Origin of the sequence: Kribbella sp. NBC_00482 (assembly GCF_036013725.1) — a bacterium.
In the GTDB taxonomy this organism is placed as follows: domain Bacteria; phylum Actinomycetota; class Actinomycetes; order Propionibacteriales; family Kribbellaceae; genus Kribbella.
The window spans coordinates 1,201,979-1,225,745 of record NZ_CP107881.1 but is presented as its reverse complement, the minus strand read 5'-3'; the positions used below and the strand labels follow the sequence as shown (position 1 = coordinate 1,225,745).

Here is a 23,767-nt window from a genome sequence, read left to right as displayed (position 1 = left end):
GAACCACCCTACGTCGGCGGTGCGGTCGACTCGCGGACGATGAGTTCGGGGCGGAACAGCAGTGACTGGCCCTGGGTCGGGCCGGAGTCGTCCAGCCGCGACCGGAGTTGGGTGAACGCGGCCGCCGCCATTTCCTTCATCGGCTGCCGGACCGTGGTCAGCGTCGGCGCGTACAAGTCCGCGAGCACGATGTCGTCGAACCCGACCACCGACACGTCCTTGCCCACCTCGAGACCGCCGTCCCGCAGCCCGCGACAGACCCCGAGCGCGCACATGTCGTTGATCGCGACGATCCCGGTCGGCGGCTCCTCCAGCGCGAGCAGCTCGGCCGCGGCTGCGCGCCCCAGCTCGGACGCCTCGACATCGCCGAAGTCGTCCGCGTCGCCCTTGATCGGTGCCCGGACCGAGGTCGCCGGATCGATCCCCGCCTGTTCGAGGCCGGCCGTGAACCCGCGGTACCGCTCCTTGCGGTTGACGCTCGCCAGCGCGCCGGACACGAACGCCAGCCGGCGGTGCCCGAGGTCCGTGAGGTGCTGGGTGGCGAGCTGGCTGCCGATCGCGTTGTCGACGCTGATGCTGACGAGCGACGCCGGGTCGCCGGCCTGCGACGTACGGTCGAACGCGACCAGTTGCAGCCCACGCTCGACCAGCGGCATCACATGCTCGAGCGACGGCAGCGACGAGCACAGTACGACGCCGTGCACGCCGTCGGCCCACAACTCGTCGACGTAGTCGCGCTCGCGCCGGGGATCGCGCTCGGAGTTGCAGAGCAGCACGTGGTATCCCTCGGCCAGCGCCGCGGACTCGAGGTGGCGCGCGAGCGCACCCCAGAACGGGTTGCCCACCGACGGGACGACGAGTCCGATCGTGGTGTTTCGGCCGGTGCGTAGCTGCCGGGCCGCCCGGTTCGGCCGGTAGCCGAGCTTGTCGATGGCGCGCTCGATCCGCTGCCGGGTCTCCGGCAGCATCCGGTGGTTGCGCCCGTTGAGCAGGTTCGACACCGTGCTCGGCGAGACGCCCGCCTCGGTCGCGACCTGCTGGATCGTCACCTCGCCAGTTCTCAATTCACCGCCCACCCGCGCATTCTGTCACCCCGTTGGTACTGGCGTGTTGCAGTGCAACGATGCATCAGGTTCTGCCGAAAGTCCAGCTGCAAGTTCGTGGGCCTTTACCTCTTGACGTGCCGTGAAATCCGTTCCTAGCATGCGGTGCATCGTTGCACCAGCCTCGCACAGCTTGCGCCGCTCCGGCTGGTAGATCGTTGCACCACGATGAAGCTCTCTTGTCTTTCTCCCTTCCGCAGCACCACGAAAGGCGCGCCATGGAGTACACCCGCAGATCAGTCCTGACGGCCCTGGGGCTCGGCGCGGTCGCCGCCGCCACCGGGTGCTCCGCGTCGTCCGGCGACAGCCAGGCGACCGCCGACGGACCCGTCGAAGGCGAGATCAGCCTGCTCACCCCGCTGTTCGAGGGCAGCACCGGCAAGGACTTGCTGGAGGGCAAGCTGCTGCCGGCGTTCAAGCAGAAGAACCCGAACGTCATGGTCAAGGTCGACTACACGACGTACGCCGCCCTGAACGAGAAGATCACCACCAGCCTGGCCGGGGGCCTGATGCCGGACGTGGTGATGCTCGGCGTCGGGTGGATCCCGCCGTTCGCGCACAAGAAGGTGCTCGCGCCGCTGCCCGACGACCTGGCCAAGCGGTACGAGTACGAGGACCGCGTTCTCGAGCCGTCCCGGTACGACGGCAAGCTGTACGCGTTGCCGATGGTCCTCGACACCCGGATCGTCACCTACCGCAAGGACCTGTTCGCCGAGGCCGGGATCAAGGCGCCGCCGAAGGACTGGGCCGAACTGCGGGAGATGTCCAAGGAACTGGCCCGCAGCGACGGCTCCGGCAAGCTCACCCGGGTCGGCTTCGACCCGTTCTCGATCGATCTCCGGCAGTGCTGGGAGACGTTCCTGTTCGCCAACGACGGCAACTTGTTCGACGAGAGCGGGCAGCAGGTCAAGTTCAACGACGACCGCGGTGTCGAGGCGTTGCAGCTGTTCCTGGACGTCGTCAAGGACAAGTCCGCCGACTACTCGTTCAAGTCGTCGGCCGGTCAGCCGACCACCCTGCAGCAGGGTCGTTCCGCGATGATGATGTCGAACAACTCGCTCTGGGTGCAGCTCAAGCAGCAGACCCCGGAGCTGCTCAAGGAGGACAAGGTCGGCGCGTTCATCCTCGCCAACAAGGTGCCCGCGATGCTGCAGGGCGGCACCATGGTGGCCCGGTCCGCCTCGTCCAAGCACGCCGCCGCGGCCCAGGCGCTGGTGGAGTTCATGGGTACGCCGGAATCCATCCTGCCGACCGCGCAACAACGCGGTTCCGTGCCCGGCGTCCAGGACCTGCGGACCTCTGACTATGTCAAGGAAAACGGTTTCGTGAAGCTTGCCCTGGACAACATGAGCAAGGCCCGGTCCGAGGGCGGTACGGCGGCCTGGATGGAGATCCGGGAGAAGATCAAGACCACCCTCGAGACCGCCGTGGTCGGCAAGCGGTCCGCCAAGGAAGCGATCGACGAGCTCGCGAACCTGAGCAAGGAAGCGATTTCGCGGCTGTGAGCGGAACCATGGTGTCGACGCGGGACCGGGTGCGCGCAGCCGCATCCGGACCCTCCGCTCCTCCACCCCGGCGCCGCGGGTTGCTGCGTGCCCGCCGCCGGGCCGGCCTGCTGATGGTCGCGCCCGCCGTGCTGCACGCCCTGATCTGGATCGGCATCCCGCTGGTCGCCGCGATCGTGCTGAGTTTCACGTCGTACGACGTGCTCACGCCGCCGCGCTTCATCGGGCTGGAAAATTTCCGCGATCTGTTGTCCGACAGCGTTTTCCGGCGTGCCGTACTGAACACCAGCATCTACACGTTCTTCACCGTGCCGGTGGCGATGGGGATCTCGTTGCTGATCGCGCTGATGCTGAACACGCAGCTGGCCGGACGGGCGATCTTCCGGACCGCGATCTTCATTCCGCAGGTGACCGCGACTATCGCGGTGGCGCTGGTGTGGCTGTGGATCTACGACCCGCGGAGCGGCCTGGCCAACGCCGTCCTGTCGTTCCTCGGCCTGGACGGCCCGGCCTGGCTGTCGTCGACGGACTGGGCGATGCCGGCGGTGATCGTGGTCGGGATCTGGCAGGGGATCGGCCTGAAGATGCTGATCTACCTGGCCGCGTTGCAGAGTCTGCCGACCGAGCTCTACGAGGCGGCGTCGGTGGACGGCGCGTCGAAGTTCCGGCAGTTCTTCAGCCTGACCCTGCCGTTGCTGCGGCCGGCGACGTTCTTCGTCTTCGTCACGTCGGTGATCGGCGCGTTCCAGTCGTTCGACCAGGTGTACATCCTGACCGACGGCGGGCCGGCCAACAGCACGACGATGATGACCTACGAGATCTACAAGTCCGCTTTCCGGGAGTTCCGGATGGGATACGCGTGCGCGCAGAGCCTGGTGTTGTTCGCACTGTTGCTGTTCCTGACGTTGCTGAACCGGCGGATCACCGGAGGCGACCGTGCCACCCGTTGAGACTTCTGCGCGGTTCCGGACCGGCCGGATCGCGCTCTACCTGACCCTGACCGCGATCTCGCTGGTGATGATCGTGCCGTTCGTCTGGATGCTGCTCACCTCGGTGAAGACCCCCGGCGACATCGCCGCGGTGCCGCCGCGGTTGTTCCCGACAGAGTGGGCCTTCGGCAACTATGCGGACGCGTTGCGCGCCGCGCCGTTCGCCACGTACGCGCGGAACAGTTTCGTGATCGCCGCGAGCCACACCGTGCTGAACGTGGTGATCGCCTCGATGGCCGGATACGCGCTGGCGCGGCTACGGTTCCGGGGCAGTTCGCTGATCTTCCTCGCGTTCGTCGGGGCGCTGATGATCCCGACGTACACGAAGATCCTGCCGGAGTTCCTGATCGTGCGGTTCATGCCGCTGTTCGGCGGGAACGACATCACCGGGCAGGGCGGTACCGGGTGGCTGGACACCTGGTGGGCGCTGATCATCCCGGGCGCGGTCAGTCCGTTCTCGGTGTTCCTGTTCCGGCAGTTCTACCTGGACCTGCCGGTGGAACTGGAGGAGGCGGCCCGTCTGGACGGCCTCAGTGAGCTGGGCATCTATGCGCGGATCATGACGCCGCTGGTGAAACCGGCGTTCATCACGGTCGCGCTGCTCACCTTCGAGGGGTCGTGGAACAACTTCCTCTGGCCGCTGCTGGTGACCAAGAGCGACAGCCTGCGGGTGATCCAGGTCGGACTTTCCGTTTTCCGAACCGAGAACGACACCCAGTGGGCGTTCCTGATGGCCGGGACAACGCTGGCTACCGTGCCGATGGTGGTGCTCTTCCTGATCGGGCAGCGCTATTTCGTCCAAGGTTTCGCGACCGCGGGCATCAAATGACACTCACCTCACACCGACCGAAAGGACTTCTTCTATGACCGGGGAACTGCAGGGGACGCGCGCGCTGGTGACCGGTGCCGGGCACGGCATCGGCCGCGGGATCGCGCTCGGCCTGGCGGCGGCCGGGGCCGACGTGGTGGTGCACTACGGAAAGTCCGCCGACGCGGCCGCGCAGACCGTTTCCGACATCGAGGAACTCGGCCGGAAAGCGATTGCGGTCGGCGCCGACGTGACGAGTACGGCGGACGTCGACCGGCTGCTCGACGAAACTGTCGGTTTCCTCGGTGGTTTGGACGTCCTGGTCTGCAACGCCGGCCACCTGATCGGGCGGGTCAAGGTCTCGGAAATGTCCGACGAACACTTCCAGCAGGTCGTGGACGTGAACCTTGGTGCGACGTTCCGGACCACCCGGGCCGCGATTCCGCACCTCGCGCAGTCGGCGAACCCGCGGATCATCACGATGGCCTCGCTCGCCGCGCACAACGGCGGCGGTCCTGGGTCGGTGATCTACGCGGCCGCGAAGGCCGGGATCCGCGGGTTCAGCAAGGGCCTGGCGAAGGAGCTCGGGCCGCAGGGGATTACGGTCAACTCGGTCGCGCCCGGGTACATCGCCGAAACCGCGTTCCATCAAACGTTTTCCACCGCTGCGGCGCAGGAGAACATGGTCGCGGGAACGCCGATCGGCCGCGCCGGGCAGGTCGAGGACGTGGCGAACGCGGTCCGGTTCCTCGCGCTGCCGGCCTCCGGGTACCTGACCGGGATCACCATCGACATCGACGGTGGCACGTGGCCCCGATGAATCCTCCGACCGAGCGTGGCGGCTGGTGGCACGAGTACGTGTGCCCGGCGCACGGTGTCGAGCTGGCGCACGTCGGATTCGATTCCGGAAACTTTCCGGCCGGAGGGGTTCCGTGTTCCTACGGTTGCCGGGTCGACACGCCCGCGGTGCGCGGGGCGTGGACCGTGCTTGCACATCACTTCTGGGCGCGGCGGATCCGGTTGCTCTCGTACGACGGCGGTGGGGCTGAGCTGCTCACGTCGTACGCGCGGTTGTATTCGGACCTCACGAAGGCGGGGGAGCACGAGCAGGCGCAGGGGTGGATGCAGCGCGGGCGGCTCTTCCACCAGGCACTCACGGATGCGGTGTGGGGTGTGCCGATCGCGCACTCGATCCTGAACCTGGCCGGGCGGGCCGAGCTGGGTGAGACGTTGCCGATGCTCGATGACATGGTCGCGGGGGCACGGCGGGCCCGCGATGCGATGGTTGCCCAGGACAAGTTCTCGTCGAACTACACGGCGTGGTTCAACGCACTCGGTACGACGGCGAGCCAGGCGGCTGCGGCTGTCCGAGGTGAGGTGTGGTCCGGCGAGAAGGAGTGGCTGACCGGCGAGCACGGGCAGTTCGCGCACGTGGAGGCGGCGACCGGCGAAGACGGCTGGGAGTGGGAAGCCAGCACGTACTACCACGGCTTCGTTCTGCGCGCTTACCTGTTGAGCCTCCGCGGCTTCGACCCGTCCCTCGTGCCGGACCGCCTGGAGAAGATGATCGCGGCCCTCGCCTCGATCGCCACCGACGGCGGTATCCTCCCGGCTCTCCACGACGGCCCGTATCTCCGGGTGCCACTGGCACTGGAGTGGCTGGAGATCGTCGCACTGGCCCGCCAATTCACGCCATCCCATGGTCTGGACGCCGTCGCCGCTCGAGCGCTGGCAGAGGTGGGCGAGGGGTACGACGGCCTCGAGGACAAACTCACCAACTGGTTCAACGGTCCACCCCGGACCGTGTCCCCGCACCCCACTCTCAGTTCTTCCTATGCGGTGATTCGTACCTCTGGCATTCAGGCGATCCTCGACCACGGGCCGCACGGTGGCTCCCACGGACACCACGACAAACTCGCGCTCTACCTCTACGGCGCGACCACTCCCTGGCAGCCGGATCCCGGCCAGGTTCCATACGGCCATGCCCAGTGGCGCGCCCACTACAAGTCCGTCACTGCCCACCCGACGATCCGCATCGACAACCTCGAACCCGCCGAGGCCACGGGTGAGCTGACGCAGGACGAGGACTCGGTGACGGCCACGATCGACGGCTGGTACGACGGTGTTCGCGCGACGCGGCAGCTGATTGCCGGCGACAACTACCTGGTGGATGTCGTCCGGGTTGCCGCGGATCGCGAGCGCGAGATCGTGCTGCAGTTCCGCCCCGATGTCGAGCTGACGGTTGAGGTCGGACCAGAGGCGATCCGGACAACCTGGACAGGCGACGAGACGCTGCACGGCTACCACGTGTCCGGTGACGCGGTGCCAGTGGTTCGGCCCGGTCCTGGGCCGGCTGATGATCCGCAGCGGGTGCGGACGTGGCTTGACTGGACAGTTGTTGGTGCGGCAGCGACGTACTGCTCGGTCTACTCGACTGCCGCCGTCGACGTGCAGTTGGCGGGAGACGTGATCACCGTCGATGGGCGTGAGCATCGGATCGGAGGGCTGTGATGTTCGACGAGCGGCTCGCGGAGGTGCGTGACGGTCTCGATGGGCGGTATGCCGCGCAGTGGCGGCGACTGCGGGAGCAGTGCGACTGGTACCGCACGCAGACCCCGCCGACCGAGCACCCGTCCGCGAGCATCACGTACTTCGGCCCGGCCGCCGCCAACCTCGCGCTCGCCTACCGCCTGACAGGCAACGAGGGATACCGCGCCGAGGCAGCACGCTGGATCTCGGCCGCAATCGGTTTCCCTCACTGGGGCAAGGCGCACCTACCGGATCACGATCTCGACGCAGGCTGGCTTCTCCACGGCTTGTCCCTCGCTTTCACCTGGCTCGGCGACGACTTCGAGCTAGCCGGCGACTTGCGGGTCAAACTCGAGTTGCAGGGATCGCGGTTGTACGAGTTCGCCGTCGAGTCCGAGGGTTCGTGGTGGAGTTCGTCGTACTGGCAGAACCACAACTGGATCTGCTACACCGGGCTCGCCGCGGCCGGGTACGCGTTGGGTCGCACCGAGTGGACCGATCGCGCCCGGCGGAACTTCGAGACAGTCATCGAGATGCTGCCGGCGGACGGGTCGGACATGGAAGGCGTCGTCTACTGGCGGTACGGCGTTCCGTGGCTGGCGACGTACCTGGATCTGCTGCAGGACCGGGAAGGGCTCGACTGGTGGGAGCGCTGCCGGTTCCTGGCGAACACGTTTTCCTACCGGCTGCAGCAGTGCGCGCCGGGGTTCGAGGAGAACATCGATCACGGCGACTGCCACGACCGGCGGAGCGGACACAGCGTCGCGCTGTACCGGAAACTCGCGTCCGCGTACCGGATCGGTGAGGCACAGTGGCTGGCGGATCTCGTTTCCGAACGTTTCTTCTGGCGGGAGGCGTACGCGAGCGGCGTGAAGCCGGGCGTCATGCCGGAGGCGTACCTCGAACTCCTCTGGTACGACGACTCGCTGCCGCCGGTCGATCCCGCGAAGACCGCTCCGCTTTCCGCCTACTTTCCGGACCTCGGCCTCGTCACGGCGCGGACCGGATGGGACGACGAGGCAACGATGGTGTCGTTCAAGGCGGCGCCGGGCGGCGGGAACCAGGCCTGGGAGACATCGCACCGGCTGGATCGCGATCGTGGGTGGGACACGTTGAGCGCCGGGCATCATCATCCCGACTCGGGATCGTTCGTGCTGACGTCGCGGGGCGCGTTCCTGGTCGTCGACGAGGGATACAGCAACCGCAAGCGGGCGGGGGACCACAACCTGATCCTGGTCGACGGTTTCGGGTACGCCGACGAGGACCGGTACCACGTCTACAAGGGGATTCCGTACGAGCGCCAGGCGCAGATGGTCGACGTCCACGCGGTCGACGGGATGGCGCACGCCACCGCGCAGATCGCGGCGATGTACCCACCCGAACTGGGCATCACGCGGCTCGACCGGACGCTGGTCTTCACCCCGGCCGGACGGCTCGTTCTGCTGGATCGCTGCGCGGCCGAATCTCCGCGTGACTGGACGCTCCTGCTGCACGCCGACTGGCCGATCGAGTACGCCGACGAGATCGCGCTGCGGTCGGGGTCTGCGCACGCCTGGGTCCGATTCCACACGCCGCTGACCGTCGAGCCCGCGGTGACGGAGGTCGAGGCCAACCCGACCTCCAGCACTCCCAGCCTCCGCCTCACCCGCACGATGCACACCCTCCGAGCCACGGCCCACCAGTCGACGACCGCCACCCTCCTCACCACGATCGAACCGACCTCCGCCCTCCACCCGTCGCCACCAACTGCTCGCCGCCTTCCGCTCACCCACGGCTTCGGAATCGCGTTCGACGACGAGACCGTGCTCCTCGCCGACGAAGGAATGCTGGACACCCAGGCCATCACAACTGCCGCCGACGCGGGCCCCGGAGCGGGCGAACCTCCGCAGCGCGCCGATTGTGATGGCCCGGCGGTCCGCGCCATCATCCGCACCACAGCCAGGACGATCACCCTATGACCGGGCGCGCCGCCAGCCCCCCGCTCCACGACGCGGGCCGGCGGGAGAGGGTTGGGATCAGTCGGCGGGCGCTGGACTGGCTGGGGTGGATTGCCAATCCGGCAGCGGCGGGGGCGGCGTTCACGGTCTTGTGTTTGGGGATCGTGACGTGGTTGCCGGCGTTGGCTGCGGTCGGGTTCGCGCTCAACCGGTGGCGGACCGACGGTGACACGCGGTGCTTCACGGGGGTGCTCACCGGCTGGCGGAAGTACTGGCGTCAGCTGCTCCCGCACTCGGTGCTGATGACGATCGCCGCGGTGATTGCCGCCAGCAACTTGTCGTTCCTGTCCGGCCGATCCGGGCCGCTCGTGCTGACACTGTTCATGATCCACGTCGGCCTGATCGCCGCCGCGATCACCTACCACCTCGCGCTCGCGGTCGCCGCGGGCCGCAACCCCTCCGGATCAGCCGCCGACTGGCGTCGTACGGCGTTCCGTCTTGCCTTCACGTCCGTACCGCGCGGCACCGCACTCCTCGGTGCCGCGGTCGCCGCACCGGTCTTCTCGCTCGTCGTACCAGCAGGTCCCTTGCTCCTCGGCACCACAGTTCCGGTTCTGGTCGGCCTGCTCGTCGCCGACCACTCCTAGACAGCGCACTTATAGGCAGCAAACCGCCCAACCAGGAGGACCACCATGTCCCGAGCTGTCCCGATCCTGCTTCTCGGCGCCGCGCTGGCGCTGCCCGCGGTCCCGGCGCACGCCGCGACCGACTACTACGTCGCCACCAGCGGCAGCGACGCGAACTCCGGTACGTCGACCGGTACGCCGTTCGCGACCATCCAGAAAGCGCTTGATACCGCGCCGCGCGGAGCGACCGTACATCTTGCCTCCGGCACCTATCTGCAGGACGCGGTGACGATCAGGTCCGGTGTCACGATCACCGGCCCGTCGACCGCGGTCGTGAAAGGCGCCGGAAACTCGCGGATCTTCCAGATCCAGCACGACAGCGTGACGCTGGACGGGTTCACGATCGACGGGCTGTTCGGGTCGTCGTCCAGCAAGGAGGGGTACCGGGACAAGCTCGTGTACGTGATGAGCACGTCGCCTGGTGACGGCGTGGGCACGCTGACGATCCGGAACATGCGGTTGAAGAACGCGGGCGGCGAGTGCCTGCGGCTGCGGTACCTGATCACGAACGCCGACGTACACGACAACACCGTCGGCCCGTGCGGGGTGTACGACTTCAAGTTCAACGACGGCGGGAAGAACGGCGAGGGGATCTACCTCGGGACCGCACCGGAGCAGCAGGGTGAGAACGGCGCGCCGGACGCCCAGGCGGACCGCAGCCGGAACAACCACATCCACGACAACACGATCGCGACGTACGGCAACGAGTGTGTCGACGTGAAGGAGAACTCGACCGCGAACATCGTCGAGCACAACGACTGCAGTCAGCAGAAGGACTCGAGCTCAGGCGGGCTGGATGCGCGCGGCAACGGAAACACGTTCCGCTACAACACGATCCACGACAACACCGGCGCCGGCGTCCGCCTCGGCGGCGACACGGAAACCGATGGCGCCGACAACAACGTCTACGGGAACACGATCACGAACAACGCGTCGGGCGGCGTGAAGTTCATGCGGACGCCGCAGGGGCAGGTCTGCGGAAACACCATGTCCGGAAACACCGGCGGAAATTCCGTCGGCACCTACGCCGCCGACTTCAACCCCACGGCGGCCTGCTGATGGGTGGGGTGTCGCGCCGCTCGATCCTCGTCGGCACAGCCGGTGGCGTCCTCGGCACCGCAGCCGCAGGGACCGCAGTCGCAACTGCCGGTCAGACAGCGGCGGGTTCGGCACGGCTCCGGTGGGCCGCGAGTTGGTCGACCGCGCAGACAGCTCCCACCTCCGCGGACGCTGACGCCACTGCTGGCTTCACCGACACCACCCTCCGATACAAACTCCACCTCTCCGCCGGCACGACCCAGCCTGCGGTTCGGCTGCGGTTCGCCAATCCGTTCGGTTCGGCGCCTGTGGTCGTGGGGTCGGTGACGGCTAATGCGAAGCCGGTGCTGTTCGGTGGTGAGAAGGATGTGGTGCTGGCCGCGGGCGCGACCGTGGTGAGTGATCCGGTCGGGCTCGTTCTGCCTGACGGTGGGGATCTGGTGGTGAGCATGTATCTGCCAGGTCCCACCGGTCCGCTGAGTTTCCACCGCAACGTGCATGCGACCGGGTACATCGGGGACCGCGCCACGAACTCGGTGTTCCTGCTCACCGGCGTCGACGTACCGGCGACCGGACGTCACGTGGTCGGGGTGCTCGGCGACTCGATCACCGAAGGCGTCGGCACGCCTGACAACGCCAACCTCCGCTGGCCCGACCAGTACGCCGCGCGGTTCCGCCGGCGCCCCGCGGTCGCCAACCTCGGCATCAGCGGAAACCGTGTTCTGCTCGACGACGCCCGCTTCGGACCCGGCGGGCAGTCCAGGTTCGACCGCGACGTACTCGGCCTGCCGAACCTCGCGACGCTGGTGATGTTCCTGGGCATCAACGACATCCAGCAACCACCCAGCCAGACCGACCCGACTCGGATCCTCGACGCCTACGAGCAATTGGTACGCCGTGCGCACGACCACGACCTCGAGGTGATCGGCGCGACCATCGGCCCGTTCAAGGGCTGGATCCGTTACACCGACGCACTCGACCAGGTCCGCAACGACGTCAACGCAGTACTCCGGCAAGGACGACTCTTCGATCGCCTCCTCGACGTCGACGCCGCACTCCGCGACCCAGCCGATCCCGCCCAACTCCGCCCGGACTTCAACAGCGGCGACGGCCTGCACCCAAACTCCGCCGGCGCGAAGGCGATCGCCGAAGGTCCTGTCTGGTGATCCATCGCCTACTGCGGGGCACTCGGCACGGCACCTCGCCGCACCGAGCACCTCCTCGCTACGGCGCTGGATCACCAGACAGGACCTAGCCCTCTGAGAGGACCCACATGCCTGACCTCACCCTCCGTCGCCGAGCAGTCCTCGGCGGAATGATCGGCGGGGCCGCACTCCTCGCCTTCCCCACGCCCACCTGGGCCGACGCGTCCACCGACGAGCTTCGCCTCCGCTGGCAGACGCTGCTCACCGGCGGTCCGACGGTCGACCCCGCCGACCCGGACCTCGCCGTCGCGATCGCCCGCATCGACCGCCTGGCGCAGTCCGCGCTCGCCACCCTCGACCGCTCGGCGAACCGCACGACCCTCTGGCCGGATCTCGCGAGTACAACGCTTTCCAACCACGTCGCCTCGAACTTCCGCCGGATCAAGCAGATCGCGGTCGCCTGGGCGACGAACGGCTCGGCCTACCAAGGAAACGCGTCGGTTGCCGACGACATCCGCGGCGCCCTCGAATGGATGCACACGAACCGCTACAGCCCCACCCTCCCGCGGTACGACAACGACTACGACTGGGAGATCGGCGGCGCCTCCGCCTTCGCCGACACGCTGGTCCTGCTGTACGACGTGATTCCGGCGGACGTGCGTACGACGTACACGCAGGCCATCAACCACTACACGCCCGACCCGAACCTGTGGCGCGCGGACCGTCAGATCGCGACCGGTGCGAACCGGGTCTGGATCGCCACCGTGGTGGCGGTCCGCGCGGTCCTCGACGGCGACACCGCCGCGCTCGTCCGCGTCCGCGACGCGATCAGCGACGTCGAGGGCAGCGGGGCCAACAGCGTCCTCGCATTCAACGACGCGCCCGGCCGGGTCGACGGAACCGGCGAGGGGTTCTACAGCGACGGATCGTTCCTGCAGCACTACAAGCACCCGTACAACGGCGGCTACGGCAAGGAACTGCTCGGAACGCTTTCCTCCCTGCTCTACCTGCTCGGCGGGACGGAGTGGACCGTCACCGATCCGGAGCTCGAGAACATCTACGGCTGGATCAACGACGCCTTCGATCCGCTGATGGTGCGCGGTGATCTGATGGGTTCGGTCTGCGGTCGTGAGATCGCCCGTCCCAGCAAACAGAACCACGCGCCGACGCAGACGATCATCGAGGGCACGCTGCGCCTGATCCCGGCCGCGCCGGCGGAACGCGCCGCGGAACTGACGGCACTGGTCAAGCAGTGGATCACCGAAGATACTTTCCGGGATTTCCTGACGGTGACCGATCCGGCCTCGCTGGTGGCGGCCCGGAACATCCTCGCGTCGTCGGCAACGGCCCGTGGCCCGCTCGTTCTGCACAAGCAGTACCCGCGGATGGACAAGGTCGCGCATCACCGCCCGTCGTTCACGATCGGACTGAGTGCGTACTCCTCGCGCATCTACAACTACGAATCGATCCAGACCGAGAACCTGCACGGCTGGCACCTGTCCGACGGGATGGTGCTGCTGTACGACGACGACCTCGGCCACTACTCGGGCGACTACTGGCCGACGGTCGATCCCTACCGGTTGCCGGGGACAACGATCGACACCCGGCGGCTCGCCGACTCCTACGGTTTCCGCAGTACCAGTGAGGCCGACTGGGTAGGCGGTGCGTCGGTTCCGCAGCGGACGATCGGCGCCTATGGCATGGACCTGCGCGGGTACGGGACGAACCTGCGGGCGTTGAAGAGCTGGTTCCTGATCGACGACGTGATGGTGTGCCTCGGGTCGGACATCACCGGCGACGGCACGGTCGAGACGGTCGTCGAGAACCGCAAGTTGCGTACCGGCGACGAGACGTTCACCGCCGCACCCGGCTGGTGTCATCTCGAGGGCACAGGCGGCTACGTGTTCCCCGATCGCACGCCGGTCCAGACGCTGCGCGAGAACCGGACCGCGACCTGGCGGGAGATCAACCTCAAGTACGGCACCGACACGCCGGTGACCCGGCCCTACCAAACCGTGTGGTTCGCCCACGGTACTGCGCCGGCTGGGCAGGGCTACTTCTACGTGCAGTTGCCGACCGCAACACTCGCGGAGACGAAGTCGTTCGCCGGCAAGCTCCCGGTCCAGAAACTGCGGGCGGACAGTACGGCGCACGCGATCCGGCTGCGCAGCGTTCTGGCGGCCAACTTCTGGACGGCCGGCACCGTCGCCGAACTCACCGCCGACGGTCCGGCGTCGATCGTGGTCGCCGGTGGAACGGTCGCGATCTCGGATCCGACGCAGACTCGTACTTCGGTCACCGTCGACCTCGACAAGCCCGATCTGCTGCTGACGAAGGCCGATGACGGTGTCACGGTCAGCCGGCGTGGTCGCGGTTGGCGCATCGTCGTCGACACGACCGACCGGCACGGCAACGCCGCAACAGCCCGCTTCCACTGAAACCCACATCGACTGAAAGGAAGGCGAATGCTGGTCGACATGCCCCTGGACCGGTTGCGCGAGTACCGGCCGGAGCCGGAGGAGCCCGCGGACTTCGACGCGTTCTGGAAGCAGACGCTCGACGACGCGGCCGGCCGCCCGATCGACGCCCGGTTCACGCCGTACGACGCACGTCTTGCGACCGTCGAGGTCCAGGACGTCACGTTCAGCGGCTGGGGTGGCCAGCCGGTGAAGGCGTGGCTGCTCCTGCCGCGCCATCGCACCGGTCCGCTGCCGGCGGTCGTGCAGTACATCGGGTACAACGGTGGCCGTGGGATTCCGTACGAGTGGCTGACCTGGAGCGCTGCCGGGTACGCGCACCTGATCATGGACAACCGCGGCCAGGGCGGTGGCGGAAAAACTGTTTCGGAAACTCCGGACATCGCGCCGGACGGACACGGATCGTCGGCACCGGGTTTCCTGACCCGCGGAATCGAGGATCCGGCCAAGCACTACTACCGCCGGCTGATCACCGACGCGGTCCGTGCCGTCGACGCCGTGAAGAGCAGCCCGGACGTCGACAGTGATCGCGTCGCCGTGGTCGGTGGCAGCCAGGGCGGGGGACTGGCGATCGCGGTCGCCGGTCTGCGCGCTGACCTGTCTGCCGCGATCGCCGACGTACCGTTCCTGTCGCACTACCGGCGGGCGTCGCAGATCACGGACAACGGTCCGTACGCCGAGATCGCGCGCTGGCTCAAGGGCCACCGGTTCGAGACCGAGACCGCGATCGGCACGCTGTCCTACTTCGACGCGGTGAACTTCGCCGCCCGGGCGACCTGTCCGGCGTGGTTCTCGGTCGCGCTGATGGACAACATCTGCCCGCCGTCGACGGTGTTCGCGGCCTACCACCGGTACGCCGGTGCCGTGGAGATCGAGGTGTTCACCTACAACGGGCACGAAGGCGGCGCGGAGTACGACCTGCCGCGCAAGCTCAGTGCGCTCGCTTCCGCCTTCGGCCCCGGTGCCTGAGGCGGAGCACGCCCCAGAGGATCAACGCCGGTAGCCACAGCAGCACCAGCCAGGGAAGCCGCCACCAGCCGGACTCGCCGTCGAACTCCGGTTGGTCGCGACTTCCCTGTTCGGTGGCGACCATTGGCCGGGCGGATGTCGACCAGGCGAGGAACGCGTCGCCGATCGGCACCGCGCCGAACAGATATCGCTTCGTCTTCAGCCCGCTGAACGGCAGGCCGACCAGCTCACCCTCACGAGCGAGCTGGTCCGCGAGCGGATCGTGATGCACCCGCGCCGCGCCGACCGCAACCACGGTGGCGGACAGACTCCGCCCGAACACCAACGGCCCGGAATCGACATCGCCCGGTCCGGCTGTCCCCTTCGGGTACTCGCGCACACCGAGCCCGGTGACGAACTTGTCCTTGAAAGTCTCGTACTGCGTTCGCGCGAACGCCGGATCGATGTCGATCAGGAACCGCTGGATCATCGCCTGCGACGAACCGCGCGCGCCGGAAACCTGCGGAACGACCTGGTGCGGGAGCAGCCCGGTCGCCGGATCCAGCTTCGTCTTCACCGTCGTCACCCAGCTCCGCGCGATCTGCCCGAAGCGCGGCGCGACCAACGCGTCGTACAACCGGAGCGACGCGATCGCGACGACCGAGTCGACCGGCCAGGCCTGTCCCGGGTACGCCGCCAGGAACGGGGTTCTCGCGGTCCGGAAAGCGGTGGCGATCTCCACCGATTCGCTGGTGAAGGTGTCGCGGTCGGCGGCATCCGACTGGCCGAGCGCGATCAGCCCGCCGCGCAGCCAGTTCGTCCAGCCCGCGTAGAAAACGCCGTACTGCGGTTGCAGCGACTCGTCGAACGGAGCGGTCCCGTCCGTGGACGCGATCCGGTCGAGCGCCCACCGCACCTGCGCGGTCGCGTCCGCGGAGCGCGCGGGATCGTCGATGCCGACCTGGACCCAGCTCAGTCCGTACAGCACGTTCAGAAAGAAATAGCCCTCCGGAAACTGTTTCTGCGCGGCGAGATCCGCGCCGCCCTCGAGCTCGGCACGCAGGAACGCCAGCTGTTTGACCACGCCACGGGCAGGATCGGTCCACGGGAGAACCAGACGCGCGGTCCCCACCCCCGCCACCAACGTGGCGATGACCGCCACACCGATCACGAGCTTGCGCAGCACCTGCATCAATCTAGAGGGTTTTCGGCAACCAACGGCGGTCGTGCGGGTGACCATCCGAAGACTGGACGCGCGCCACCGGCCGACCGCTCAGGTGCCGAGCGTCGACTCGCGGGTGATCAGGCGGGTGGGGAGGATCAGTTGGCCGCGGCGGGGCTCACCGGCGATGACGTCGAGGAGCAGGTTGGCGGTCCGGCGGCCGAGTTCTTCGAGCTCCATGTCGACAGTGGTGAGCGGCGGGCGGCTGGCCAGCGCCATCACGGACCAGTTGTCGTAGCCGGTCACCGCGATGTCGTCGGGGACCGAGCGGCCGAGCTCGCGCAGGCGGTCGCAGACGCCGCGGGCGATCTGATCACTGCCGCAGGTGATCGCATCCACGGTCGGCTGCGCCCGTAGCAGTACGTCGACCGCGTGCCGGCCCCAGCGCTCGCTCCACTCGCCGTACAGCGGCTGGCCGACGAATGCCTGTCGTGCGGCATTCATGCTCGCGGCGGCCCGGATCTGTGCGCTGAGGTGTGACTGCGGCCCGGTGACGTGCGCGATCTGCTCGCGGCCGACGGACAGCAGGTGCCGAACGGCCGACGCGGCGCCGCCGTGGTCGTCGACGATCACCGACGTGTCGTCCGGATCGGTCGACGGACTGAACGCGTAAACCACTGGGATCGGCACGTCGATCGGCTCCCGCGCCTCGGTCCGGCGGCCGGTCACGATGATGCCGTCCACCCGGCGCGACACCAGCGACTTCAGGTAGTGCTGCTCGCGGAGCGGGTCGTCGCGGGTGTCGCAGAGGACGAGCGCCATCTCGCCCGCGCTGAGCGCGTCCTCGGCGCCGAGCATGATCGGGATGCTGAATCGGCCGGAGCTGTCCGTGGTGATCAGACCGACCGTGAAGCTGCGGCCGGACGCGAGCGCGCGGCCGCGGCTGTCCGGGGTGAATCCGAGCTGTTCGGCGGCCTGCCGGACGCGCTCGCGGGTCGCCGCGCGGAGCTGCCCGGTGTCGTTCAGCGCCTTCGACGCCGTGCTCGCCGAGACGCCGGCCAGCGCGGCCACGTCCTTGATCCCGGGCGTGCGGATGCTCCGTGACGCCATGCGGCAACTCCTTTCCTGAGGTTTCCGGCACAGTACCCCACAGATCGCAACCGGCCCGGAGTTTATCCACAGGTAGGGGTTGACCTGGCGCTCCAGGCTCTCTACCTTCGTCCAGGAAAACGTGTTCCGGATTTTCCTAACTCAGGAGTCACGGCAGATGAGCACTTCCCCGGAAACTGTCACTACTTCCCGCAGTCCCGCGGCCACCACGAAGGGCCGCCGGCACCCCCTCGGACTCGGCCAGGCCACGATCACCGGCGGCTTCTGGGCGCCGCGGCAGGCCCGCAACGGCGCGGACGCGATCCCGAGCGGCCAGGACCAGCTGGAGAAGGCCGGCAACCTGCAGAACCTCCGCCTTGCGGCCGGTATCGGCGAGGGCGAGGCGATCGGCCCGGTGTTCGCCGACTCCGACGTCTACAAGTGGCTCGAGGCCGCGGCGTGGGAGTACGGGCGCAACCCCGACGACGACCTGCTGCAGCGCATCCGCGACCTGACCGCGGTCGTCGCGGCCGCCCAACGCGAGGACGGGTACCTCGACTCGGTCGTCCAGCTCCGGTACGGCGACGAGGGCCGCTACCAGCAACTCGTCTGGAGCCACGAGCACTACTGCGCCGGCCACCTGATCCAGGCCGCGGTCGCCCAGGTCCGCTGCACCGGCGACCGGGCGCTGCTCGACGTCGCGACCAAGCTGGCCGACCACCTGGTGGCGACGTTCGGCGACGACAAGACGGTCGACGTCGACGGCCACCCGGTCATCGAGATGGCCCTCGTCGAGCTTTATCGAGAAACCGGTACGACGGCGTACCTGGACCTGGCGAAATGGTTCGTGGAGGCTCGTGGGCACGGGATCATCGAGCGGCACGGGCACTCGCCGGCGTACTTCTCCGACCGGGTCCCGGTCCGCGAGGCGACCACGGTCGAGGGGCACTCGGTCCGCGCTGTCTACCTCGCCGCCGGCGCGGCCGACGTCGCGCTGGAGACCGGCGACTCCGAGCTGCTGGATTCCCTCAAGCGGCAGTTCGACCACATGTGGTCCACGAAGACGTACGTCACCGGCGGGCTGGGTGCGCGCTGGGAGGGCGAGGCGTTCGGCGACGAGTACGAGCTGCCGCCGGATCGTGCGTACGCGGAAACTTGTGCCGCGATCGGCGGAATCCAGTGGGCCTGGCGGATGCTGCTCGCGACCGGAGAGGCGTCGTACGGCGATGCGATCGAGCGGATGCTGTACAACGGTTTCCTTGCCGGGGTGTCGCTGACCGGGACGGAGTACTTCTACGTCAACCCGTTGCAGCTGCGCGGGGCGGCGTACCCGGACACAGGGCGGAGCCCGGCGCACGGACGGCGCGGCTGGTTCGACTGCGCGTGCTGCCCGCCGAACATCATGCGCACCCTGTCGAGCCTCGACGGGTACCTCGCGACGACCACCGACGACGCCGTCCAGATCCACCAGTACGCCGCCGGCGTCATCAAGTCCGGCGACGTCGAGCTGACCGTCGACACGAACTATCCCTGGGACGGCACCGTCCGCATCACCTCCACGAACCCTGCTGTGGTCGAACTACGCATTCCGGCGTGGGCGGAAGGTGCGACTGTGAACGGGGATTCGGTGGACGCAGGTGGCTATGCCCGGGTTGAGGCCTCCGAGATCGAACTGGTTCTCCCGCTCACACCACGTGCAGTAGGTGCAGATCCACGCATCGACGCCGTGCGAGGTTGTGTGGCTCTCGAACGCGGCCCACTGGTGTACGCGGTCGAACAGGCCGACAACCACGCGAACGTGGACGACCTGCACCTGTTGCCTGAGGCACCCACCGCTGAGGCGTCGGATCTGCTGGACGGAGTGACTGTGCTGAGGGCCCAAGGACGTGCAGGTACGGGGCACAAACCGGGGTGGTCGTTCGAGCCCGGGGCGACCGATTCGACCGGTGATGCGGTTGAGGTCGTGGCGGTTCCGTACTACGCGTGGGCGAACCGGGACATCGGTGCCATGCGCGTCTGGCTGCCCAGGGCCTGACGATGTTCACCCGGCGGAAGTTCCTCGGCGTAGGCGCCGCGGCGACCACGGCCGGTCTGCTCCCGGGCTGTAGCTCGGTCCTGCCCGAACCCGACGTCCAGGCGGCGGGTTTCGGGCAGGACGCCACCGGCACCGTGCAGGTGTGGTGCCGGGCGGCGACGCAGACCGGTCTGACCGACCTGGTGAAGAAGTTCAACGCGTCCCAGAACCGGCTCACCGTCGAGCTGACGCCGGTCCTGGACGCCCAGTACGTGACCAAGCTGGCGACCGCGATCCGCGGCCGGACGGTGCCGGACCTGGTCGACATCGACGACATCAACTCGATGCTGTTCATCTACCGCGACGCGTTCACCGACCTGACCGAACCGCTGGCCGCTCTGGACTTCCGGGACAAGCTCAGCCCCGGCCACCTGCGGCTCGCGACCAAGGACGATCGCGCGTACGGCGTTCCGTATCTCGCGGACAACTCGATGTTCTGGTTCAACACCGAGCTGTGCGACCGGGCCGACGTCGACCCGGACGAAGCGGTGAAGTCGTTCGGAAACCTGCTCGACGCGGCCCGGAAATTCCGGAAACTCGGCGACGACATCTATGCGTGGAGTTTCCCGGCGAACAGTCCGGGAGCACTCGGCTTCGTCGTCCAGCCGATGGTGTGGGCCGCCGACACGGATCTGATCCAGGGCACGATCGGCAGCCAGTCCGGGCACATCACCGGAAACGACGTCGTCCGGCAGATGCTCGAGCTGCACCGGCAGCTGTGGGTCGACGGCCTGGTGCCGCGGGCGAACTTCTCCGACGACGCGTCCCGGTGGGGGAGCGATTTCCGGGCCGGCAAGATCGGCATTTTCCCGTCCAACTACAGCGTGGTCGTGTCCGCGTCCGACGAGGCGTTCCACCAGAAGGTGACGCCGCGGCTGCTGTCCGGGCCCAACGGCGGTGCGGCGTTCTTCGACGGCGGCGACAACATGTGTATCCCACGCGGCGCGCGCAATGCATCGGGGGCGTGGGAGTTCGTGCGGTTCGCGCTGGACCTGCCGCAACAGATCGATCTGCCGGCCGGCGGCTACACGCCGGTGCGGTCCGATGCGCGGACCGAGGAGTTCGCGAAGAAGTATCCCCATGCGACGCTGCCGCTGGAGCGGATCCAGGAGGGGTACGCGCCGACAACGCTTTCCTACAACCTCCTCTACAACCAGCCGGACGGGCCGTGGCTGCAGATGTTCCGCCGCGCCGTGTTCGACGGCGAGCTGGAGGCCGCCATGAAGGAAGCACAACAGAACTACGACCGCATTCTCCGTCAGGGGCAAGCATGACCACGCCGCGCTCGCTCACGCATCCCGGTCGGACGGGGCTGCTCCTGGTGAGTCCCGCCGTACTGTTCGTCGGGGTCTTCGTCCTGGTCCCGCTCGGGTTCGCGCTGGTGATCTCGCTGACCAACTGGCCGTTGATCGGCACGGTGAAGTTCAGCGGGCTGAAGAACTACACCGCGATCGTCTCCGACGCCGCGTTCGCCAAGTCCGTCCTCTACACCGTGCTCTACACGGTCATCGTGACCGGGCCGATCCTGGTGCTCGGCTACGCACTCGCGGTCCTGGTACGCCGGAAACGCCGCGGCTCCACGGTGCTGCGGACGGTCTTCTTCCTGCCGTTCGTGGTCGGACTGTCCACGCTCAGCTTCGTCACCGTCCTGGAGGCGCAGCCGGAAAGCGGCGCGATCAACATCGTGCTCCGCAAGCTCGGCATCACCGACGGTACGACGGCCTGGCTGGTGGACGGGCCGCTCGCCACCGGACTGATCTGCGTGCTGGTGATCTGGGCGGTCAGCGGGCTGACGATGATGCTGCTGATGGCCGGCATGCAGGCGATCCCGCGGGAGTACTACGAGTCCGCCGAGCTGGACGGCGCGGGCTGGTGGAAACAGGAGTGGGAGATCACGATCCCGATCCTGCGGCGGACGATCGCGATGGCGGTGATCATCTCGGTGATCGGCTCGCTGCTCGCGTTCTCGCAGTTCTACATCCTCACCCGCGGCGGTCCGGGAACCGACACCACGACGGTGGTCCAGTACATCTACAACCGGGCCTTCGTCCAGCTGCAGCTCGGCGCCGCGACCGCGCTGTCGATCGTGCTGGTGATCGTGGTCGGCCTCGTCACCGCGGCCCAGTTCCGCCTGCTCCGGGAGAAGGACTGACGATGCGACTCAAGAACACGTTCTACGTGATCGGCGGTGGCGGTGCGTTCCTGGTCTTCGCCGTACCGTTGCTGTGGGCCCTCTTCCGGTCCGTGCAGCCGAACGACGTGATCGTCGCGGCCCCGGACGGGAAAACGTTCTTCGACCTGACCTGGGACAACTTCCGGACGTTGATCGAGGGACCCGGAAACCTGGTCCGGGCGGTCGGGAACAGTCTGATCGTCGCCATCAGCACCGCGATCCTGACGGCCTTGCTCGCCACGTTCGCCGGGTACGGGTTCGCGCGCTTCAGGTTCCGCGGCGGGCCGTTGCTGTTCGCGCTGGTGGTGGTGTCGATGATGATTCCGTTCCAGGCGATCCTGACGCCGCTGTACCTGGAGATGAACGTCCTGCGGCTGACGGACAGCCTGCTCGGGCTGGTGCTGTTCTACACCACGGTCAACCTGCCGTTCGGGGTGTTCGTGATGCGGAACTCGTTCGCGTCGGTGCCGGTGGAACTGGAGGACTCGGCCCATGTCGACGGCTGCGGAACGTTCCGAATGCTCGGTTCCGTCCTGCGTCCGCTGATCACACCGGGCGCGGCGACCGTCGCGCTCTATGCGTTCCTCGCGGCCTGGACGGAGTTCCTCGGCGCGCTCACCTTCCTGACCAAGGACGAGCTCTACACGCTGCCGGTCGCGCTCGTGAACGTCCAGGCCGGCGCGTACGGCGAGATCAACTTCGGCTCGCTGGTCGCGGGATCGGTGATCGCGATGATCCCGTGTGTGGTGCTGTACGTGGGTCTGCAGCGGTTCTACGTGAGCGGTCTCGCGTCCGGAGCTGTCAAAGGCTAGAACGAATCAAAGGCTGGGCCGGATCTCGTGGTCGGCGTGGGCGGCGGCGTGCGCCTCGCCGACCTCGCGGCACAGGGCCATCAGGTCCTCCTCGTTCCACACCTGCTGCTTGGCCTTCGGGCCGAGCTCGGTGATGTGGTCGCGGGCCCGCAGCAACCGCTGGAACACGCGCTCCCGCTCTCCCGGGTCGTCGGTGTACTCCGGATCGAGGTACGCCGTCGCATCCCGGCGGATGTGGGCCATCGCGGTCTGCGTCCGCCCGCGGGTGCTGAACAGGGACGCGAAGATCGTGATCACCAGCACGCCCAGGATCACGATGAGCGAGAGACCGGTGCTGATCTCCGCGACCTCGACGTGGTCGCCGCCGTTCACGAACGGCAGGTTGTTCTCGTGCAGCGCGTGCAGGATCAGCTTGGCTCCGATGAACGCGAGGATCGCGGCGAGCCCGAAGGACAGGTAGATCAGCCGGTCCAGCAGCCCGTCGAGCAGGAAGAACAGTTGCCGCAGGCCGAGCAGGCTGAACGCGGTCGCGGTGAACACGACGTACACGTTCTGCGTCAGACCGAAGATCGCCGGGATCGAGTCGAGCGCGAACATCAGGTCGGTGGCGCCGATCGCGACCATCACGAGCAGCATCGGGGTGAGCATCCGGTGCCCGTCGACGACCGTCGTCAGCCGGTCCGAGTCGTACTCCTCCGAGGTCCGGAACAGCCGGCGGCTCAACCGGACCACGAGGTTCTGTGCCTGGTGTGACTCCTCGGTCTCCGGCTTGAGCATGTTTCCGGCGGTCAGCAGGAGCGCGATCCCGAACAGGTAGAACACCCAGGAAAACGTGTTCAGCAACGCCGAGCCGATGAAGATGAACCCGGCCCGCGCGATCAGGCTGACCACGATGCCGACCAGCAGGACCTTCTGCTGGTTCTCCCTGGGCACCCGGAAGCCGGTCATGATGATCAGGAACACGAACAGGTTGTCGACCGACAGCGCTTTCTCCGTGATGTACCCGGCGAAGTACTCCGAGCCCATGGCGCCGCCGCCGAACACGAGGGTGCCGAATCCGAACAGCACCGCGAGCCCGACGTACAGCGCGGACCAGACGGCGGCCTCGCGCAGGGTCGGGACGTGGGCCGATCGCACGTGGAAGAAGTAGTCGAACAGCAACAGGCCGACGATCGCCAGCAGCGTCAGCACCCAGACCAGCGGGGACACCGTCATGGGCTAACCCAACCATGGTCCGACGCTCAGTTCCGCTAGTCGGAAGAACTTGCCTAAAAGGCATCTTTGCTCTTTAG

The 23,767-nt window shown here is 67.6% G+C and carries 19 protein-coding genes; 15 read left to right on the top strand and 4 right to left on the bottom strand.

Annotation, left to right across the window (positions count from 1 at the left end):
- Nucleotides 1-8: 8 nt before the first annotated feature.
- Nucleotides 9-1,049 carry a LacI family DNA-binding transcriptional regulator gene (locus OHB24_RS06190; RefSeq protein ID WP_327637969.1) on the bottom strand — a complete coding sequence of 347 codons (1,041 nt, stop codon included), beginning with the start codon at nt 1,047-1,049 and terminating at the stop codon, nt 9-11.
- A gap of 272 nt (nt 1,050-1,321) precedes the next feature.
- Here OHB24_RS06190 and OHB24_RS06185 point away from each other — a divergent pair, with 272 nt between their 5' ends.
- The 11 genes from OHB24_RS06185 to OHB24_RS06135 all read left to right on the top strand — a co-directional run bounded on the left by OHB24_RS06185 (nt 1,322) and on the right by OHB24_RS06135 (nt 15,186).
- Nucleotides 1,322-2,608, top strand: coding sequence for an extracellular solute-binding protein (locus OHB24_RS06185; RefSeq protein ID WP_327637968.1), 1,287 nt, complete (start codon nt 1,322-1,324; stop codon nt 2,606-2,608).
- Nucleotides 2,605-3,558 carry a carbohydrate ABC transporter permease gene (locus OHB24_RS06180; protein ID WP_327637967.1) on the top strand — a complete coding sequence of 318 codons (954 nt, stop codon included), beginning with the start codon at nt 2,605-2,607 and terminating at the stop codon, nt 3,556-3,558. The genes OHB24_RS06185 and OHB24_RS06180 overlap by 4 nt, the downstream gene beginning before the upstream one ends.
- Nucleotides 3,545-4,426: a carbohydrate ABC transporter permease gene (locus OHB24_RS06175; RefSeq protein ID WP_327637966.1), complete on the top strand. Its 882-nt coding sequence runs from the start codon at nt 3,545-3,547 to the stop codon at nt 4,424-4,426. Before OHB24_RS06180 ends, OHB24_RS06175 begins: the two co-directional genes overlap by 14 nt.
- 34 nt (nt 4,427-4,460) lie before the next feature.
- Nucleotides 4,461-5,225 (top strand): SDR family NAD(P)-dependent oxidoreductase, encoded by a 765-nt coding sequence (locus tag OHB24_RS06170; protein ID WP_327637965.1) that lies wholly within the window; start codon nt 4,461-4,463, stop codon nt 5,223-5,225.
- The gene (locus tag OHB24_RS06165) at nt 5,222-6,916 is read left to right on the top strand and encodes a heparinase II/III domain-containing protein (protein WP_327637964.1); all 1,695 of its coding nucleotides are present in this window, start codon (nt 5,222-5,224) and stop codon (nt 6,914-6,916) included. The genes OHB24_RS06170 and OHB24_RS06165 overlap by 4 nt, the downstream gene beginning before the upstream one ends.
- Nucleotides 6,916-8,892, top strand: a complete 1,977-nt coding sequence (locus tag OHB24_RS06160; RefSeq protein WP_327637963.1) for a hypothetical protein — start codon at nt 6,916-6,918, stop codon at nt 8,890-8,892. The genes OHB24_RS06165 and OHB24_RS06160 overlap by 1 nt, the downstream gene beginning before the upstream one ends.
- A complete protein-coding gene (locus OHB24_RS06155; protein ID WP_327637962.1) occupies nt 8,889-9,518 on the top strand; it encodes a DUF624 domain-containing protein in 630 nt (209 codons plus the stop codon). The genes OHB24_RS06160 and OHB24_RS06155 overlap by 4 nt, the downstream gene beginning before the upstream one ends.
- Before the next feature lie 45 nt (nt 9,519-9,563).
- Nucleotides 9,564-10,616, top strand: a complete 1,053-nt coding sequence (locus OHB24_RS06150; RefSeq protein WP_327637961.1) for a right-handed parallel beta-helix repeat-containing protein — start codon at nt 9,564-9,566, stop codon at nt 10,614-10,616.
- Entirely contained in the window at nt 10,616-11,761 is a 1,146-nt protein-coding gene (locus OHB24_RS06145) for a GDSL-type esterase/lipase family protein (protein ID WP_327637960.1), read from the top strand. Before OHB24_RS06150 ends, OHB24_RS06145 begins: the two co-directional genes overlap by 1 nt.
- Before the next feature lie 107 nt (nt 11,762-11,868).
- Nucleotides 11,869-14,178: a polysaccharide lyase 8 family protein gene (locus OHB24_RS06140; RefSeq protein ID WP_327637959.1), complete on the top strand. Its 2,310-nt coding sequence runs from the start codon at nt 11,869-11,871 to the stop codon at nt 14,176-14,178.
- A 27-nt stretch (nt 14,179-14,205) separates the two neighbouring features.
- Complete coding sequence (locus OHB24_RS06135) at nt 14,206-15,186, top strand: acetylxylan esterase (protein ID WP_327637958.1); 981 nt, start codon at nt 14,206-14,208, stop codon at nt 15,184-15,186.
- On the opposite strand, the gene OHB24_RS06130 is transcribed toward OHB24_RS06135, so the two are convergent.
- Nucleotides 15,149-16,351, bottom strand: coding sequence for a hypothetical protein (locus OHB24_RS06130; RefSeq protein ID WP_327637957.1), 1,203 nt, complete (start codon nt 16,349-16,351; stop codon nt 15,149-15,151). The two genes, OHB24_RS06135 and OHB24_RS06130, sit on opposite strands and share 38 nt — an antisense overlap.
- An 87-nt stretch (nt 16,352-16,438) precedes the next feature.
- The gene (locus tag OHB24_RS06125; protein WP_327637956.1) at nt 16,439-17,437 is read right to left on the bottom strand and encodes a LacI family DNA-binding transcriptional regulator; all 999 of its coding nucleotides are present in this window, start codon (nt 17,435-17,437) and stop codon (nt 16,439-16,441) included.
- A 157-nt stretch (nt 17,438-17,594) separates the two neighbouring features.
- Here OHB24_RS06125 and OHB24_RS06120 point away from each other — a divergent pair, with 157 nt between their 5' ends.
- The 4 genes from OHB24_RS06120 to OHB24_RS06105 are packed head-to-tail and all read left to right on the top strand — an operon-like array spanning nt 17,595 to nt 22,475.
- Entirely contained in the window at nt 17,595-19,451 is a 1,857-nt protein-coding gene (locus tag OHB24_RS06120; protein ID WP_327637955.1) for a glycoside hydrolase family 127 protein, read from the top strand.
- Nucleotides 19,452-19,453: 2 nt separating this feature from the next.
- Nucleotides 19,454-20,764, top strand: a complete 1,311-nt coding sequence (locus tag OHB24_RS06115) for an extracellular solute-binding protein (RefSeq protein WP_327637954.1) — start codon at nt 19,454-19,456, stop codon at nt 20,762-20,764.
- Entirely contained in the window at nt 20,761-21,642 is an 882-nt protein-coding gene (locus OHB24_RS06110) for a carbohydrate ABC transporter permease (protein ID WP_327637953.1), read from the top strand. Before OHB24_RS06115 ends, OHB24_RS06110 begins: the two co-directional genes overlap by 4 nt.
- Nucleotides 21,643-21,644: 2 nt before the next feature.
- Nucleotides 21,645-22,475 (top strand): carbohydrate ABC transporter permease, encoded by an 831-nt coding sequence (locus OHB24_RS06105; protein WP_327637952.1) that lies wholly within the window; start codon nt 21,645-21,647, stop codon nt 22,473-22,475.
- A 6-nt stretch (nt 22,476-22,481) separates the two neighbouring features.
- Here OHB24_RS06105 and OHB24_RS06100 read toward each other — a convergent pair whose 3' ends face one another.
- Complete coding sequence (locus OHB24_RS06100) at nt 22,482-23,690, bottom strand: TerC family protein (RefSeq protein ID WP_327637951.1); 1,209 nt, start codon at nt 23,688-23,690, stop codon at nt 22,482-22,484.
- Nucleotides 23,691-23,767: the final 77 nt, after the last annotated feature.

Bases quoted from the DNA above. Each gene is read 5' to 3' on its own strand.
- OHB24_RS06185 (WP_327637968.1), top strand. From the start codon at position 1,322: ATGGAGTACACCCGCAGATCAGTCCTGACGGCCCTGGGGCTCGGCGCG.
- OHB24_RS06170 (WP_327637965.1), top strand. From the start codon at position 4,461: ATGACCGGGGAACTGCAGGGGACGCGCGCGCTGGTGACCGGTGCCGGG.
- OHB24_RS06165 (WP_327637964.1), top strand. From the start codon at position 5,222: ATGAATCCTCCGACCGAGCGTGGCGGCTGGTGGCACGAGTACGTGTGC.
- OHB24_RS06160 (WP_327637963.1), top strand. From the start codon at position 6,916: ATGTTCGACGAGCGGCTCGCGGAGGTGCGTGACGGTCTCGATGGGCGG.
- OHB24_RS06155 (WP_327637962.1), top strand. From the start codon at position 8,889: ATGACCGGGCGCGCCGCCAGCCCCCCGCTCCACGACGCGGGCCGGCGG.
- OHB24_RS06150 (WP_327637961.1), top strand. From the start codon at position 9,564: ATGTCCCGAGCTGTCCCGATCCTGCTTCTCGGCGCCGCGCTGGCGCTG.
- OHB24_RS06145 (WP_327637960.1), top strand. From the start codon at position 10,616: ATGGGTGGGGTGTCGCGCCGCTCGATCCTCGTCGGCACAGCCGGTGGC.
- OHB24_RS06140 (WP_327637959.1), top strand. From the start codon at position 11,869: ATGCCTGACCTCACCCTCCGTCGCCGAGCAGTCCTCGGCGGAATGATC.
- OHB24_RS06135 (WP_327637958.1), top strand. From the start codon at position 14,206: ATGCTGGTCGACATGCCCCTGGACCGGTTGCGCGAGTACCGGCCGGAG.
- OHB24_RS06125 (WP_327637956.1), bottom strand. From the start codon at position 17,437: ATGGCGTCACGGAGCATCCGCACGCCCGGGATCAAGGACGTGGCCGCG.
- OHB24_RS06120 (WP_327637955.1), top strand. From the start codon at position 17,595: ATGAGCACTTCCCCGGAAACTGTCACTACTTCCCGCAGTCCCGCGGCC.
- OHB24_RS06115 (WP_327637954.1), top strand. From the start codon at position 19,454: ATGTTCACCCGGCGGAAGTTCCTCGGCGTAGGCGCCGCGGCGACCACG.
- OHB24_RS06110 (WP_327637953.1), top strand. From the start codon at position 20,761: ATGACCACGCCGCGCTCGCTCACGCATCCCGGTCGGACGGGGCTGCTC.
- OHB24_RS06105 (WP_327637952.1), top strand. From the start codon at position 21,645: ATGCGACTCAAGAACACGTTCTACGTGATCGGCGGTGGCGGTGCGTTC.
- OHB24_RS06100 (WP_327637951.1), bottom strand. From the start codon at position 23,690: ATGACGGTGTCCCCGCTGGTCTGGGTGCTGACGCTGCTGGCGATCGTC.